This window comes from Enterobacter sp. AC1, from assembly GCF_050434705.1.
In the GTDB taxonomy this organism is placed as follows: Bacteria; Pseudomonadota; Gammaproteobacteria; order Enterobacterales; family Enterobacteriaceae; genus Enterobacter; species Enterobacter cloacae_L.
Window position 1 is genome coordinate 217,115 of record NZ_JBNDIZ010000007.1, and the last position, 14,847, is coordinate 231,961.

Sequence of the window (14,847 nt, forward strand, 5' to 3'; positions counted from 1 at the left end):
CACACACTCCCGGAATGATGAAAAAACTTTTAGCGCTAGCCCTTGTTGCGCCGTTGCTTGTCTCGTGTTCGTCAAAAAAAGGCGAAGATTACAACGAAGCCTGGATCAAGGACACCAACGGTTTTGACATTTTGATGGGGCAGTTTGCCCACAACATCGAGAATATATGGGGATTTAACGAAGTTCTTATTGCCGGACCAAAGGACTACGTTAAGTACACCGATGCCTATCAGACCCGTAGCCACATCAACTTTGATGAGGGTACGATCACGATTGAGACCATTGCAGGCACGGACCCTGCGGCACGGCTCCGTCAGGCGATTATCAAAACCCTGCTGATGGGTGACGATCCGGGCTCTATCGATCTCTACTCCGATGCCGACGATATCACCATTTCCAAAGAGCCGTTCCTGTACGGTCAGGTTGTGGATCAGACCGGTCAGCCGATCCGCTGGGAAGGTCGCGCCACGAAATTTGCCGACTACCTGCTGCAGACGCGCCTGAAAAGCCGCTCTAACGGCCTGAAGATTATCTACAGCGTCACCATCAATCTTGTCCCGAACCACCTCGACAAACGTGCGCATAAGTACATTGGAATGGTGCGTCAGGCTTCGCGCAAGTACGGCGTGGATGAGTCGCTGATCCTGGCGATTATGCAGACCGAATCGTCCTTTAACCCATACGCGGTAAGCCGTTCCGACGCCCTGGGGCTGATGCAGGTTGTGCAGCACAGCGCCGGTAAAGACGTCTTCCGCGCGCAGGGTAAATCCGGGACGCCGAGCCGCAGCTATCTGTTCGATCCGCAAAGCAACATTGATACCGGTACGGCCTACCTGGCGATGCTGAACAATGTCTACCTGGGCGGGATTGATAACCCAACCTCGCGCCGCTATGCGGTGATCACCGCCTATAACGGCGGCGCGGGCAGCGTGCTGCGCGTGTTCTCAAATGACAAAGTGCAGGCCGCAAACATCATTAACAGCATGGCGCCGGGGGATGTCTACTCAACCCTCACCACCCGCCACCCGTCTGCGGAATCCCGCCGCTATCTGTATAAGGTGAATACGGCGCAGAAGAACTACCGTCGCCGCTAGAAAACCAACACCCCTCACCCTAACCCTCTCCCCAAAAGGGAGAGGGAACTTGAACATCCATACGAAAATGTTATTTGCATCACAATCCAAACTGCAAATTAATGTGGATTGCATTTTTTTGCGGGAGGTAACAAAACATATCGTTGCCAACTGATAGAATTGCATCAAATAACAACCCTGAATGTTTCTATAACAACATATCTCCCGCTCACTTGTGAGGAAAGTAACATGAACCTTAAGCTGCAGCTTAAAATATTGTCGTTTCTGCAGTTCTGCCTGTGGGGTAGCTGGCTGACTACACTCGGCTCCTATATGTTTGTGACGCTCAAGTTCGACGGTGCGTCAATCGGTGCCGTATACAGCTCGCTCGGTATTGCGGCTGTCTTCATGCCAACGCTGCTGGGGATCGTGGCGGATAAATGGTTGAGTGCCAAATGGCTGTACATGCTTTGCCATCTGGTGGGCGCGGGGACGCTGTTTATGGCAGCCCAGGTGACCACGCCGGGGGCGATGTTCATGGTGATCCTGCTTAACTCGCTGGCCTATATGCCAACGCTTGGGCTGATCAACACCATCTCCTACTACCGCCTGAAATCTGCGGATATGGATATCGTGACCGATTTCCCGCCAATCCGCATCTGGGGCACCATCGGCTTTATTATGGCGATGTGGGGCGTGAGCTTCGCGGGCTTTGAACTGAGCCATATGCAGCTCTACATCGGTGCTGCGCTCTCCGTGGTGCTGGCGCTGTTCACCCTGACGCTGCCAACCATTCCGGTTTCAAACCAGCAGAAAAACCAGAGCTGGAGCACCATGCTCGGCCTGGACGCCTTCGCGCTGTTTAAAAACAAGCGCATGGCGATCTTCTTTATCTTCTCCATGCTGCTGGGCGCGGAACTGCAGATCACCAACATGTTCGGCAACACCTTCCTGCACAGCTTCGATAACAACCCGCTGTTCTCCGGCAGCTTTATCGTTGAGCATGCGTCGGTGATGATGTCCATCTCTCAGATCTCCGAGACGCTGTTCATCCTGACCATCCCGTTCTTCCTGAGCCGCTACGGCATCAAGAACGTCATGCTGATCAGTATCGCGGCGTGGATGCTGCGCTTCGGTCTGTTCGCCTACGGCGACCCAAGCCCGTTCGGCACCGTGCTGCTGGTTCTGTCGATGATTGTTTACGGCTGCGCCTTCGACTTCTTCAACATCTCGGGTTCCGTGTTTGTGGAAAAAGAGGTGAAGCCTGAAATCCGCGCCAGCGCGCAGGGTATGTTCCTGATGATGACCAACGGCTTCGGCTGTATTCTGGGCGGCGTGGTGAGCGGTAAAGTGGTTGAGATGTATACCACCAACGGCATCACCAACTGGCAGCCGGTGTGGCTGATCTTCGCCGCATACTCGCTGGTGCTGTTCTTCGCGTTTATCGTGCTGTTCAAGTACAAGCACGTTCGCGTGCCGAATGGTGCACAGCCAATCGCGCATTGATTGTTGTGCCCGGTGGCGCTGCGCTTACCGGGCCTACAAAACCAGTCCGTAGGCCGGGTAAGGCGAAGCCGCCACCCGGCTATTTTATTGCAGAGAGCACCCACCCCACCGACAGCAAATCCGCACTGCCGCCCGGGCTCAGATTGCGTTCAATCAATGCCTTATCCATCCTAAGCAACGCCTCGCGATCACAGCCGTTAGCCAGTAATTCCCGCGCGTAGCCCTGAACGTAGCGCAGCCCTTCCATGCCGCCGCGCGACACCAGATTGCTGTCCTGATTTATCGCCATCAGGCGCAACAGCAGGCCGTGAAGCGACTGTCCGTTCCACGAATCTAAAGCCTTACGCACCGTACCGAAGCCGCTCTCCGCCTCGCCGCGCGCGCCGGTTAAGCCGTACTGCTGAAACTGCCGCTCGCCCGCCGTCGCCCGTCCGCTGCGTGCGGCCAGCTCCCGCGAAACCAGCCCGCTGCAGATGTTACTCACCTCACAGCAAAGGCTGTCTGCGGAGATATTTTTCACACGCCCGGCGGCGAAGCACAGTAAACCCAGGGCAAAAATACCGCCCTTGTGGGTGTTCACTCCGTTCGTCGCGGCGTACATCGCCTGCTCGCAGGCCATCCCCATCGGGCGGATAATCCTTATTTGTTCGGCAGCAGGTTTATCCGCATGCGCACTACCCAGCTCGGCAAAGCGCGAAAACCACGGCGTAATCGCCGCGATGCTGCGGACAAACAGCGCGTGGTCCATATCGCGATGGGAACCGTTATTGAGCTTGTCCACCAGCCCCGGCTTGGGCGTCAGCTCCAGCTCCTGCCACAGCGCCGCTTCGGCAAGCGCGGGCACGTCAACCGGGCGCGGTTTAGTCGCGAGCAAACCAGTCATCGATCGTCTTCTCCACGCGGGAAACCACCTGCTCAACGGGATGATTGCGCGAGCGGGAGCAGGCATGCGCGGGCTCGTCGCAGATCAGGCAGCGTCTGAGATTCGTCCCCAGCGACTGACGCCCGACGTGGCCGTGCTGCGGGCAGATCACATCCAGATCCCACAGCCTGCCGAGCGGATGCGTCTGCTCCAGATCCGCACAGTGCGCTTTGATTTCCACCGCCGGATGGGCCACGCACCACAGGGCTTCTGGCCCGGTCGGAAGCCACAGCACCTGGCGGTCCAGCACCTGCCAGCGGTTCTCCCACAGCAGCTGGCCGCACATCTGCAGCGCCACGCCCATGGTATTGCGATAGCGCAGGCTGTCCTTGATTTCCCCAGGCGTGACCAGCGTGAGGGAAATCACCGGTTGTTGATAGTGCTCGAGCATATCAGCCTGGCGCGCTGCGCGGCGCTCTTTCGCCGCCAGCAGTTCGTCAAGGCTGACACCCGCCCGCACGGGTGTCGCTAACGTCATACGTCCTCCTTCACCTGTCGTACGGTGTCGATCACGCTGCCGTCGCGGTAGCGGATCACCCCGACAATTTTGTCGGTAAATTCAATCGGTTTCGGTACGCCGGTCAGGGAAATCGCCCGCTCAAAGAGCGCGCTGATGTCCACAACCTTCAGCCCCGCCTCCAGCAGCCGCTCGCGGATCTCCGGGCGCGCCGGGTTGACCGCTATCCCGTGGTCGGTGACCAGCACGTCGATGCTCTCCCCCGGCGTGAGGCGCGTGGTGACCCGCTTCACGACCGTCGGTATGCGGCTACGCAGCAGCGGCGCAACCACGATGGTCAGGTTCGCCGCGGCGGCCACGTCGCAGTGCCCGCCGGACGCGCCGCGCATCACGCCGTCGGAGCCGGTGATGACGTTGACGTTGAAATCGACGTCAATTTCCAGCGCGCTGAGGATCACCACGTCGAGCTGGTCGCAGCTTGCCGCCTTGCTGCCGGGGTTAGCGTAAACGTTGGTGGAGATCTCCACGTGGTTCGGGTTACGCGCCAGCGAGGCCGCCGCCTGGCCGTCAAAGCACTGGGTATCGAGCAGCTTTTCAATCAGCCCCTTCTCGTGCAGATCCACCAGGCTGCCGGTGATGCCGCCGAGCGCAAAACGCGCCTTTACGCCGCTGCGCTCCATCTTCTCTTCCATAAAGCGCGTACAGGCGGTCGCTGCCGCGCCGGAGCCGGTCTGCATCGAAAAGCCCGGTTTGAAATAGCCGGAGTGCTCAATGACGTCCGCCGCGTAGCGGGCGATCATCAGCTCGCGCGGGTTGCTGGTGACGCGCGCCGCACCGACGCTGATTTTCGCCGGGTCGCCCACGCTCTCGACCTGCACAATGTAGTCCACCTGATCCTGCACCAGGCTGGCGGGCATATTGGGGAACGGCACCAGCGCTTCGGTAAGCAGCACCACCTTACGGGCAAAGTGCGCGTCCACCATGGCGTAGCCCAGCGAGCCGCAGCAGGATTTGCCGTGCGTGCCGTTGGCGTTGCCAAATTCATCGCTGCACGGCACGCCGAGAAACGCCACGTCGATATTCAGCTCGCCGTCCTGGAGCAGCTTCACGCGCCCGCCGTGGGAGTGAATTTGCACCGGCTCGTCCATCAGCCCGTGGGAGATGGCCTCCGCCAGCCTGCCGCGCATCCCGGAAGTATAAATTCTAGTGATGACGCCGCTTTCGATATGCTCGATCAGCGCGTCGTTGCAGGTCATCAGCGAGCTGGAGGCCAGCGTCAGGTTTTTGAAGCCCATCCGCGCCAGCAGCGCCACGACGGTGTTGATCACCCGGTCGCCTTCGCGAAACGCGTGGTGGAAGGAGATGGTCATTCCGTCCTGCAGGCCGCTTCGCATCACCGCCTCTTCAACAGAGGCGCAGAGCTTGCGGCTGTGCTTCGCGTCGCTGTCCGCCAGCCACGGCGTCGCGCTGTGGGCGGTATCAAAGGGCTTCAGGTCCCGCAGATGGGGAAAATTCACGTGAAGAAGTTCAGTCTGATTCATTATCTCATCCTTACCGACGCACGCCGGAGGCCGCCGCGCGCTCCAGCACCACCTGCGCGTGGTTAATAATCGGTGCATCCACCATTTTGCCGTTGAGCGACACTACGCCCAGGCCGTTACGCTCGCCCTCTTCTGCCGCCTCAATCACCCTTTTGGCGTGATCCACCTCTTCCTGCGTCGGGGCGTAGGCGTTGTGCAGCAGGTCAATCTGGCGCGGGTTAATCAGCGATTTGCCGTTAAAGCCCATCTTGCGGATCAGATCGACCTCGCGCAGGAATCCGGCCTCGTCGTTAACGTCCGACCACACCACGTCGAAGGCGTCGATGCCCGCGGCGCGTGCGGCGTGCAGCACGGCGCAGCGGGCGTAGAACAGCTCGGTGCCGTCGCCGCGCTCGGTCTGCATATCCATCACGTAGTCAAAGGCGGCCAGCGCGATGCCAATTAAGCGCGGGGAGCTGCGGGCAATCGCCACGGCGTTGATGACGCCAATGGCCGACTCGATCGCCGCCATTACGCGGGTGGAGCCAACCTCGCGTCCGCATTCACGTTCAATGCGCTCCAGGTGGCCTTCCAGCTCGTAGATATCGTCCGGCGTGTCGGTTTTTGGCAGGCGGATCACGTCCACGCCCGCCCGCACGGCGGCTTCCAGATCCAGCAGGCCAAACGGCGTACTGAGCGGGTTAATGCGCACCACGGTTTCGATATCCTGATACATCGGGTGCTGCAGCGCGTGGAACACCAGCATGCGCGCGGTGTCTTTCTCGCGCAGGGCGACGGCGTCCTCAAGGTCAAACATGATGGAGTCAGGACGGTAGATAAAAGCGGTGGAGAGCATGGCGGCGTTGGCGCCCGGCAGGAACAGCATGCTGCGGCGGAGTTTGCTCATTTCAGCGCCCCCCAGTTGATGGCCTGGTCATCGGCGGCACGCATCAGCGCGCTTTGCAGGCGAGCGCGGATCACACAGTCCAGCGCCCCTTTGTCTTCAATAATGATAAGTCCCTGGTGCACGTCCATGGCGCGCAATGTGTCGTTGACCACCTGGCGAATTTGCTCGCCAAACTGCTTAATCACTTCACTGTGGATGACTATCTCCAGCTCGCCGTGAGCGGGAGCGATTTTCACCATCAGGTCGCTGGACTCCTGCGTTCCGGCCAGCGCCTCCCTTACAATTTTCATGATAAATTCCTGGTAGTTAAGCGACTTCGGCACTCGCACGGTAATGCGTTTCGAGATGCGCGAAGGTGGAGTCCGGGACAATCTCCCGGATCCGGGAAAACTGCTGTGTCTTCAGTAAGCGGCGCACTTCGGACGCCGAAATGGCGTTGCCGGTGGCCTTGATGCGCGGCATTTCCACCACCTCGATATGCGAGGCCAGCAGGTCGTGCAGCGTCTGGTTGTACTGACGGGTGATGTCGCAAAAGGGCTCCGAGCCGATAAAGCGATGCGTGATGCCCAGCGCCGGGGCGATAAAGTCCCGGAAGATCAGCACGTCGATCTCGCTCCACGCCTGCTGTACTTTGCCGGTCTCCTTCAGGAAGTAGGCCGGGAAGGTGGCGCGGGAGATGATGTACTGCGAGCCTTCATGCACCACCACGTTCGGCAGGTGCGCCACGCCCGCGCGCACCATCTCGAGGCGGGCGCTGAACGGGAAGAACGACGCGTCTTCTCGCACCACGAACAGGTGCAGGGCGTCGCACCGCGTCGCCGCCTGCTCCACCAGATGGCGGTGGCCGAGGGTGAACGGATTGGCGTTCATCACGATGGCACCAATCTTCTCCCCGCACTTGCGGTTCGCGCGCAGAGAACGGCAGTAGCGCTCGATCCCCTGCGGGGTGTTCTCCATCAGCACGGCATTGTTCCCGCTCTGGGCAATCGGCCAGAAGCCGCTGCGGGCAAAGCGCTCCCGGTTGCACGGACGGGTGCAGAGGAAGAGGTGAAAATGGCCGCGCTCCAGCGCCGCATGTTCCACCTCTGCCAGCAGCCGCGCGCTGAGGTTCTCGCCGCGAAGCTGCTCGTTGACCGCCACGCACTTGATGACGTTGGCGGCAAGCCCTGCGCAACCCACCAGCTGCGGGCCGGACCAGGCTTCGACAAACAGCGTGATGTCGTTGTCCAGGCCAAGGCCGCTGTCTGCCAGCAGGTAACGGATCTGGCTTAAGCGTTCCGGGTGCTTCGCCACGAGGGTGTGGCGAAAATCGATGGGTTGACTGTTCATGCCGCCTTACTCAGTGTGCCGCCGCAAGCCCGACGGCTGGCGCTTCCACGATCACGTTGCTCAGATGACCGATATGCTCGATCTCCACCTCAATGCGATCGCCCTCTTTCATAAACAGCGGTGGGTTACGCTTTTTCCCCACCCCGCCAGGGGAGCCGGTGATGATCACGTCGCCCGGGCTCAAGCGGGTAAAGGTGCTGATGTACTCGATCAGCTCTGCCACCTTGTGGATCATGCTGCTGGTGTTGTCTTCCTGCACCATGCGGCCGTTCAGCCAGGTGCGGATCGCCAACTGGTGCGGGTCCGGGATCTCATCGGCCGTCGCCATCCACGGGCCAAACGCGCCGGTCTGACGCCAGTTTTTACCGGCGGTAAACCAGGTGTGCTGCCAGTCGCGGGCGGAACCGTCCATGTAGCAGCTGTAGCCGGCCACGTGGCGCAGGGCGTCGTCGCGGCTGATGTTCTCCCCGCCTTTGCCGATGATCACCGCCAGCTCGCCTTCGTAGTCGAACTCGCTGGAGTGGCGCGGCTTCAGCACCGGCTCGTTGTGCCCGGTCTGTGAATCCGGGAAGCGGACAAACAGCGTTGGGGCCGGGTTATGCTGGTCAAACTCCTTGCGCTTGTCGGCGTAGTTCATGCCCACGCAGAGGATTTTTTCCGGCTGCACAATCACCGGTAAGAAGGTGATGGCGCTCAGCGGCACGTCCACGGCATCGTTCAGATAGCGGGTGGCCTGCGCCAGCCCGTTGCCCTGCAGCAGCGCCTTGAGGTCGCTGTAGCGGTCGCCGAGACGGCGGCCTAAGTCAATCACGCCGTCGGCCTGGACGATGCCGTAGCTGCGTTTTCCCTGGTATAAAAAGCTTGCGAGTTTCATTGTTCTTTCCTGAAAACTTAAACGAGGAAGTTGCCCAGAATCAGCAGTGAGATAGAGACGTTAATCGCGCCGCCGATACGGGTAGCAATCTGGGCGAACGGCATCAGGCTCATGCGGTTGCCTGCGGTCAGGATCGCCACGTCGCCGGTACCGCCCTGGCCGCTCTGGCAGCAGGAGACGATGGCGACATCAATCGGGTGCATACCAATCTTTTTGCCGACGAAGAAGCCGGTTGCGACCAGTGCAGAAACGGTGCTGACAATCACCAGCAGGTTGCTGACGGTGAACGCCGCCACCAGTTCATGCCACGGGGTGATGGCCACGCCAACGGCGAAGAGAATCGGGTAGGTCACGGAGGTCTGGAAGAATTTGTACACCACCTGCGAGCCTTCCAGCAGGCGTGGGGAGGCGCCGTTGCAGAGCTTCACCAGCACCGCCATAAACAGCATGCCGACTGGAGCAGGCAAGCCAATCAGCTTGTGGCCGAGCATGCCCAGCATATAGAGCAGCACCGCCAGCAGCGCGCCGGAGGCAATGGTGGTCACGTCCGCCTTGCCGGAGAACGCAGGCTGAGAGACGCTAGCATCGGCATTCGCGCGGTTCGGCATCAGCTGGCCTTCACCGGTCAGGTGCGGGTAGCGTTTACCGAGCTGGTTCAGGCAGCCGGAGATAATGATCGCCGTCAGACCGCCGAGCATCACCATTGGCAGCACGCGGCCGAGCGCCACGCCCTGGTCCATATGCAGCAGGGTGGCATAGCCGATGGAAAGCGGAATTGCCCCTTCCCCAACGCCGCCCGCCATAATCGGCAGAATGATAAAGAAGAAGATCTGGAACGGCTCAAGACCCAGCGCCAGGCCGACGCCCATCCCCACCAGCATGCCGACGATTTCGCCGCACAGCATCGGGAAGAAGATGCGCAGGAAGCCCTGAATCAGCACCGTGCGGTTCATGCTCATGATGCTGCCGACGATAATGCAGCAGATGTAGAGGTAGAGAATGTTGGTGGATTTGTAGAACTTGGTGGTGGACTCGACCACCACGTCCGGCAGCAGGCCGTAATAGACCAGCGCGGAAGGGATAAAGGTCGCGCAGATCGCCGCCGCGCCGAGCTTGCCGACAATCGGCAGGCGTTTGCCAAACTCGCCGCAGGCAAAGCCGAAGAAGGCCAGCGTCGCCACCATCACCACGATATCGCTCGGCAGTTTTCCGCCCAGGCAATCAATGGCAATCAGCGCGCCCGCCAGAACGAACAGCGGCAGAGGAATAATCCCGATTTTCCAGGTATCCATAATATGCCACCAACGCTCTTTGAGCGAAGGTCGCTGAATTTCAATCGGGTCGTGGGTAACAGAGAAAGAATCGTCAGTTGTGCTCATAATAAGCCCCTTAGTTATTTTGTGCGTTCAGCTTAGAGTCACAAAGGCTTACTTTATGTGAGGAATGGCATATTAAAAGCGAAGTTTTAATGGCCACTATGGTTTTAATGGTTTCTTTTATTTAATGTGATTTATCCCTTATTTATTGCCGTGGTTTTTATGGTTTCTTTTCCGAATTGAACAAACAAATAACATTTATTCGTGCAGCCTGAAGCACCGCTGCCTTTAGGATAAATCTTTTACAGCCCCTGCTGTGCAAGGGATCACAAGTTTTCGGCAAAGCGGGCATCCGCACGAAAAAAGATGATATATTGGCGATCTTTGCCGCTACCTCGCGTGATAGTTATGAAAGTCTCTTTCCAGATTAAGCTGTTTATTTCGCTGGTTGCCTTTTTCTCAGTACTTTTTGCGCTACTGGGCGGATATTATTATGCCGATGTCGGCAAACAGCTTTATCAGGAAATGAGCGCCCGCGCCAAAATACAGGCTGAAGAGATTGCGCTTATTCCGACATTGCGTGATGAAGTCGAACAAAAGAATATCAGCGCCATCCATGATTTTATGCAGAAGATGTCCGCGCACAGTGACGCCAGCTTTATTGTGATTGGCGATAATAAGGGCCAGCACCTTTTTCACTCCGTCTTTGCCGACAGAGTGGGCACGACGCTGGTCGGCGGTGACAATGAAGCGGTTTTGCAGGGTAAAAGCACCACCACCATCCGCAAAGGGGGACTGGGCATTTCGCTGCGCAGTAAGGCCCCCATCTTCAACGATGCCGGGCAGGTGGTCGGCATTGTTTCGGTAGGTTATCTCACCAGCTACCTTGATACCATTACCGTCAGTAAAGTGGTCAATATCCTGATTGCCGCCGTGCTGCTGCTGATTGCCCTCTTTGTCTTCTCCTGGTTCTTTACCCGCAGCATTAAGAAGCAGATCTTCTCCCTCGAGCCGCGAGAGATCGGGCTGCTGGTGCGCCAGCAGAAGGCGCTGATGGAGTCTATTTATGAAGGGGTGATTGCCATTGACGATCAGAGACGGATTGAAGTAATCAACCAGGCGGCGCGCAAGCTGCTCGGCCTGAGCCAGCCCGCCCGGGAGCTGCGCGGGCAGCTGATAAGCCAGGTTATCGATCCGGTCCCGTTCTTCGATACGCAAACGATGCTGGCGAAAGATACCCATGACGAGATTTGCCGTTTTAACGATCTCACGGTGATTGCCAGCCGGGTGCACATTATGCTTGAGGGATCGCTGCAGGGCTGGGTAATCACCTTCCGCGATCGCAACGAGATCGACTCGCTGAGCGCCCAGCTCAGCCAGGTAAAACGCTATGTCGATAACCTGCGCATTATGCGCCACGAGCAGCTCAATCGGATGACTACCCTGTCCGGCCTGCTGCATATGGGCCGCTATGAGGAGGCGATTGGCTACATTCAGGCGCAGTCGGAGCATGCCCAGGAGCTGCTGGACTTTATCTCTTCGCGCTTCAGTTCCCCGACCCTGTGCGGCCTGCTGCTGGGCAAAGCCGCCCGCGCGCGGGAGAAAGGCGTCGAGCTGTGTTTCGACCCGGCGTGTCGTCTGGACAGGCCGTTCCTGCCGCTGGGGGAGCAAGAGCTGATTTCGATTATTGGCAACCTGCTGGATAACGCCATCGAAGCAACGCAGCGCTCACCGCTTCCCCACGCGCCGGTGGAGGTGCTGATAAAACTCAGCGAACAGGAGCTGATTATTGAAGTGGCCGACCAGGGCGTTGGCATTACACCGGAGATCCGCGACAGGATCTTTGAACGCGGCATCACCACCAAAACACGCGGCGATCATGGGATTGGCCTGTATCTGATCGAAAGCTATGTCACTCAGGCTGGCGGCGCAATAGAAGTTGCCGATAATACGCCGCGCGGCACCATTTTCTCATTGTTTATCCCTGCCACGGGAACCGCCCGGCAACTGGAAGACACCGACTATGCAACATGAACTTATCGACGTACTGATTGTTGAAGACGAGAGCGAGCTGGCGCAACTGCACGCGGAGCTGATAGGCAAGCATCCGCGTCTGAGGCTGGTGGGCATTGCCTCGTCGCTGGCAGCGGCCCAGGCTGAGCTTGAAAGCAAACAGCCGCAGCTCATGCTGCTGGATAACTATCTGCCTGACGGCAAAGGGATCTCGCTGATTAATAACCCCATGCTGGCCCGCGCCAACTGCTCGGTGATCTTTATTACCGCCGCCAGCGATATGGACACCTGCAGCCAGGCGATCCGCAACGGCGCGTTCGACTACATTCTCAAACCCGTCTCCTGGAAGCGGCTCAGCCAGTCGCTGGAGCGGTTTGTGCAGTTTGCCGAACAGCAGCGCGTCTGGAAGATTGTCGACCAGCAGAACGTCGATTCGCTCTATCAGCTACAGGCGAAAAACTACCGCCAGGACAACGGCAGCAAGGGCATTGAGGAAAATACGCTGGCGCGCGTGCAGACGCTGTTCAACGACAAGGCGACGCACTGCTTTACGGTGGATGAGGTCGTGAGCGAGACGGGACTGAGTAAAACCACCACCCGGCGCTATCTGGAGCACTGCGTGGAGACCGGGTTTCTCAGCGTGGAGATGCTGTACGGGAAGATCGGGCATCCGAGGAGGATGTATAAGCGTAATGCGGCTTAACTCCCCTCACCCCGGCCCTCTCCCCAAAGGGGCGAGGGTGAAAAGACGGCTCCGTGCAATCCCCTCTCCCCCTTGGGGAGAGGGCGGCTACTTTAATACATACCCATACAGCCGCTTAATCCCGTCGGCATCCTTCTCGCTGTACACGCCCTGCAGCTCCGGCGAGAAGCCCGGCAGCAGGTTGATGCCCTCCTCCAGCGCCAGGAAGTAACGCTGCACCGCCCCGCCCCAGACTTCCCCCGGCACCACGCACAGCACGCCTGGCGGATAGGGCAGCGCCCCTTCGGCAGCAATGCGCCCTTCGGCATCCCGTATGCGGACCAGCTCCACCTCTCCGCGAATGTAGGCACGGTTCGCATCCTGCGGATTCATCACCACCTCCGGCAGGCTCTCCTTACGGAACATCGCCTTCTGCAAATCTTTTACGTCAAAGCTGACGTAGAGATCGTGCATCTCCTGGCACAGCTGCCGGAGCGTGTAGTCCCGGTAGCGCACCGGGTATTTCTGAAAGATAGTCGGCAGCACGTCTGCCAGCGGCGTATCGTCTTCAATATGCTGTTCAAACTGCCCCAGCATCGCCACCAGCTGCGCCAGCTTCTCGCTGCTTTCGGCAGGCGTCAGCAGGAACAGGATCGAGTTGAGATCGCATTTTTCCGGCACGATGCCGTTTTCACGCAGATAGTGCGCCAGAATCGTCGCCGGGATACCGAAATCCGTGTACTCCCCCGTTTCGGCATCGATACCCGGCGTGGTCAGCAGCAGCTTGCACGGGTCGACAAAATACTGCTCGCGGGCATAGCCCTCAAACCCATGCCATTTGGCACCCGGCTCGAAGCTGAAGAAGTGCAGCTCGCTGGCAATGGCGTGAGTCGGATGATCCTGCCACGGCCGCCCCGCCACCACCGGTGGGATAAACGGTTTTATCATGTGGCAATTCGCAACGATCGCCTTACGCGCTTCAATCCCCAGCTCGACGCACTCCGCCCACAGCCTGCGCCCGCTTTCCCCTTCGTGGATTTTTGCGTTCACATCCAGCGCCGCGAACAGCGGATAGAACGGGCTGGTTGAAGCATGCAGCATAAACGCGTTGTTAAGACGCTTGTGCGGGCAGAAACGCGCCTGGCCGCGAATGTGGTTATCCTTTTTATGGATCTGCGACGTTTGCGAGAATCCGGCCTGCTGTTTATGCACCGACTGGGTGACAAAAATGCCCGGATCGTTCGCGTTCAGCTCCAGCAGCAGCGGGGACGTTTCCGCCATCATCGGAATGAACTGCTCGTAGCCCACCCACGCGGAGTCAAACAGAATGTAGTCGCACAGGTGGCCGATCTTGTCGATCACCTGACGGGCGTTGTAGATCGTCCCGTCGTAGGTGCCAAGCTGAATGATCGCCAGGCGGAACGGTCGCGCCTCGTCGGCCTTTTCAGGCGCCGCCTCGCGGATCAGCTCCCGCAGATACCCATCGTCAAAGCAGTGCTCGTCAATCCCGCCAATAAATCCAAACGGGTTACGCGCTGCCTCAAGATAAACCGGCGTGGCACCCGCCTGGATCAGCGCCCCGTGGTGGTTGGATTTGTGGTTGTTACGATCGAACAGCACCAGGTCCCCGCGGGTCAGCAGCGCGTTGGTCACCACCTTATTGGCCGCCGACGTACCGTTCAGCACGAAGTAGGTTTTGTCCGCGTTGAACACTTTCGCCGCGAACTTTTGCGCGTGCTTGGCGGACCCTTCGTGGATCAATAGATCGCCCAGCTTCACGTCGGCGTTGCACATGTCGGCGCGAAACACGTTCTCACCGAAGAAATCATAGAACTGGCGCCCTGCCGGGTGCTTTTTGAAAAACGCGCCGTGCTGGTGGCCCGGACAGGCAAAGGTGCTGTTGCCCATTTCAACATACTGGCTCAGGGTGTCAAAAAAGGGCGGCAGCAGGTTCTCTTCGTAGCGGCTGGCAGCGCTCTCGAGCTCCAGAAACTCCTGAGCTTTACCCGAAATAACCGCAGTAGCGCCGTCGGGCGCTTCCGTGGGCTCCTGCGAGAAAATGAACACCGGAAGCTGAAAGCCCGTGCGTTTCAGCAACGCGAGAATGCCGCTGCGACTTTCCGTCGTCGTCATGACGACGGCCGCCACATCGGTGAAATCCGTGTTATCCAGCGTCACCTTTTCGCGGTGCGTAGACACGGTAGAGAGCAGCTCGCGGCTGACGGCGATTTTCATGGTTTTCATAAGC

The 14,847-nt window shown here is 58.8% G+C and carries 13 protein-coding genes; 4 read left to right on the plus strand and 9 right to left on the minus strand.

Going from position 1 to position 14,847, the window contains the following annotated elements; translation table 11 throughout:
* Positions 1–17 precede the first annotated feature (17 nt).
* Together mltC and M2433_RS19245 are read left to right on the plus strand one after the other, a co-directional pair.
* Positions 18–1,094 carry a membrane-bound lytic murein transglycosylase MltC gene (gene mltC, locus M2433_RS19240; protein WP_032660036.1) on the plus strand — a complete coding sequence of 359 codons (1,077 nt, stop codon included), beginning with the start codon at positions 18–20 and terminating at the stop codon, positions 1,092–1,094.
* 228 nt (positions 1,095–1,322) lie between these two features.
* Positions 1,323–2,579: a nucleoside permease gene (locus tag M2433_RS19245; RefSeq protein ID WP_047347894.1), complete on the plus strand. Its 1,257-nt coding sequence runs from the start codon at positions 1,323–1,325 to the stop codon at positions 2,577–2,579.
* Positions 2,580–2,658: 79 nt separating this feature from the next.
* Here M2433_RS19245 and citG read toward each other — a convergent pair whose 3' ends face one another.
* The 8 genes from citG to M2433_RS19285 are packed head-to-tail and all read right to left on the minus strand — an operon-like array spanning position 2,659 to position 9,967.
* Positions 2,659–3,462 (minus strand): triphosphoribosyl-dephospho-CoA synthase CitG, encoded by an 804-nt coding sequence (gene citG / locus M2433_RS19250; RefSeq protein WP_429056268.1) that lies wholly within the window; start codon positions 3,460–3,462, stop codon positions 2,659–2,661.
* A complete protein-coding gene (citX, locus tag M2433_RS19255; protein WP_429056270.1) occupies positions 3,440–3,979 on the minus strand; it encodes a citrate lyase holo-[acyl-carrier protein] synthase in 540 nt (179 codons plus the stop codon). The genes citG and citX overlap by 23 nt, the downstream gene beginning before the upstream one ends.
* Entirely contained in the window at positions 3,976–5,499 is a 1,524-nt protein-coding gene (citF, locus tag M2433_RS19260) for a citrate lyase subunit alpha (protein WP_429056272.1), read from the minus strand. The genes citX and citF overlap by 4 nt, the downstream gene beginning before the upstream one ends.
* A 10-nt stretch (positions 5,500–5,509) precedes the next feature.
* Positions 5,510–6,385, minus strand: coding sequence for a citrate (pro-3S)-lyase subunit beta (gene citE, locus M2433_RS19265; protein ID WP_032660024.1), 876 nt, complete (start codon positions 6,383–6,385; stop codon positions 5,510–5,512).
* Positions 6,382–6,675: a citrate lyase acyl carrier protein gene (gene citD / locus M2433_RS19270; protein ID WP_429056275.1), complete on the minus strand. Its 294-nt coding sequence runs from the start codon at positions 6,673–6,675 to the stop codon at positions 6,382–6,384. The genes citE and citD overlap by 4 nt, the downstream gene beginning before the upstream one ends.
* Positions 6,676–6,691: 16 nt before the next feature.
* Positions 6,692–7,714, minus strand: a complete 1,023-nt coding sequence (citC, locus tag M2433_RS19275; protein WP_429056276.1) for a [citrate (pro-3S)-lyase] ligase — start codon at positions 7,712–7,714, stop codon at positions 6,692–6,694.
* 10 nt (positions 7,715–7,724) lie between these two features.
* Positions 7,725–8,588 carry a fumarylacetoacetate hydrolase family protein gene (locus tag M2433_RS19280; protein WP_059312234.1) on the minus strand — a complete coding sequence of 288 codons (864 nt, stop codon included), beginning with the start codon at positions 8,586–8,588 and terminating at the stop codon, positions 7,725–7,727.
* Positions 8,589–8,605: 17 nt separating this feature from the next.
* The gene (locus M2433_RS19285) at positions 8,606–9,967 is read right to left on the minus strand and encodes a 2-hydroxycarboxylate transporter family protein (protein WP_108416257.1); all 1,362 of its coding nucleotides are present in this window, start codon (positions 9,965–9,967) and stop codon (positions 8,606–8,608) included.
* Between the two features lie 345 nt (positions 9,968–10,312).
* Between M2433_RS19285 and M2433_RS19290 the strand changes: the two genes are divergently transcribed.
* Entirely contained in the window at positions 10,313–11,938 is a 1,626-nt protein-coding gene (locus M2433_RS19290; RefSeq protein ID WP_059312233.1) for an ATP-binding protein, read from the plus strand.
* The gene (locus tag M2433_RS19295) at positions 11,928–12,620 is read left to right on the plus strand and encodes a response regulator (RefSeq protein ID WP_429056279.1); all 693 of its coding nucleotides are present in this window, start codon (positions 11,928–11,930) and stop codon (positions 12,618–12,620) included. The genes M2433_RS19290 and M2433_RS19295 overlap by 11 nt, the downstream gene beginning before the upstream one ends.
* A gap of 87 nt (positions 12,621–12,707) precedes the next feature.
* Here the strand turns inward: M2433_RS19295 and M2433_RS19300 are convergent, their stop codons facing one another.
* The gene (locus M2433_RS19300) at positions 12,708–14,843 is read right to left on the minus strand and encodes an ornithine decarboxylase (protein WP_429056280.1); all 2,136 of its coding nucleotides are present in this window, start codon (positions 14,841–14,843) and stop codon (positions 12,708–12,710) included.
* Between the last annotated feature and the right edge of the window lie 4 nt (positions 14,844–14,847).

Coding starts and splice junctions, on each gene's coding strand:
- mltC (WP_032660036.1), top strand. CDS start 18: ATGAAAAAACTTTTAGCGCTAGCCCTTGTTGCGCCGTTGCTTGTCTCG.
- M2433_RS19245 (WP_047347894.1), top strand. CDS start 1,323: ATGAACCTTAAGCTGCAGCTTAAAATATTGTCGTTTCTGCAGTTCTGC.
- citG (WP_429056268.1), bottom strand. CDS start 3,462: ATGACTGGTTTGCTCGCGACTAAACCGCGCCCGGTTGACGTGCCCGCG.
- citX (WP_429056270.1), bottom strand. CDS start 3,979: ATGACGTTAGCGACACCCGTGCGGGCGGGTGTCAGCCTTGACGAACTG.
- citF (WP_429056272.1), bottom strand. CDS start 5,499: ATGAATCAGACTGAACTTCTTCACGTGAATTTTCCCCATCTGCGGGAC.
- citE (WP_032660024.1), bottom strand. CDS start 6,385: ATGAGCAAACTCCGCCGCAGCATGCTGTTCCTGCCGGGCGCCAACGCC.
- citD (WP_429056275.1), bottom strand. CDS start 6,675: ATGAAAATTGTAAGGGAGGCGCTGGCCGGAACGCAGGAGTCCAGCGAC.
- citC (WP_429056276.1), bottom strand. CDS start 7,714: ATGAACAGTCAACCCATCGATTTTCGCCACACCCTCGTGGCGAAGCAC.
- M2433_RS19280 (WP_059312234.1), bottom strand. CDS start 8,588: ATGAAACTCGCAAGCTTTTTATACCAGGGAAAACGCAGCTACGGCATC.
- M2433_RS19285 (WP_108416257.1), bottom strand. CDS start 9,967: ATGAGCACAACTGACGATTCTTTCTCTGTTACCCACGACCCGATTGAA.
- M2433_RS19290 (WP_059312233.1), top strand. CDS start 10,313: ATGAAAGTCTCTTTCCAGATTAAGCTGTTTATTTCGCTGGTTGCCTTT.
- M2433_RS19295 (WP_429056279.1), top strand. CDS start 11,928: ATGCAACATGAACTTATCGACGTACTGATTGTTGAAGACGAGAGCGAG.
- M2433_RS19300 (WP_429056280.1), bottom strand. CDS start 14,843: ATGAAAACCATGAAAATCGCCGTCAGCCGCGAGCTGCTCTCTACCGTG.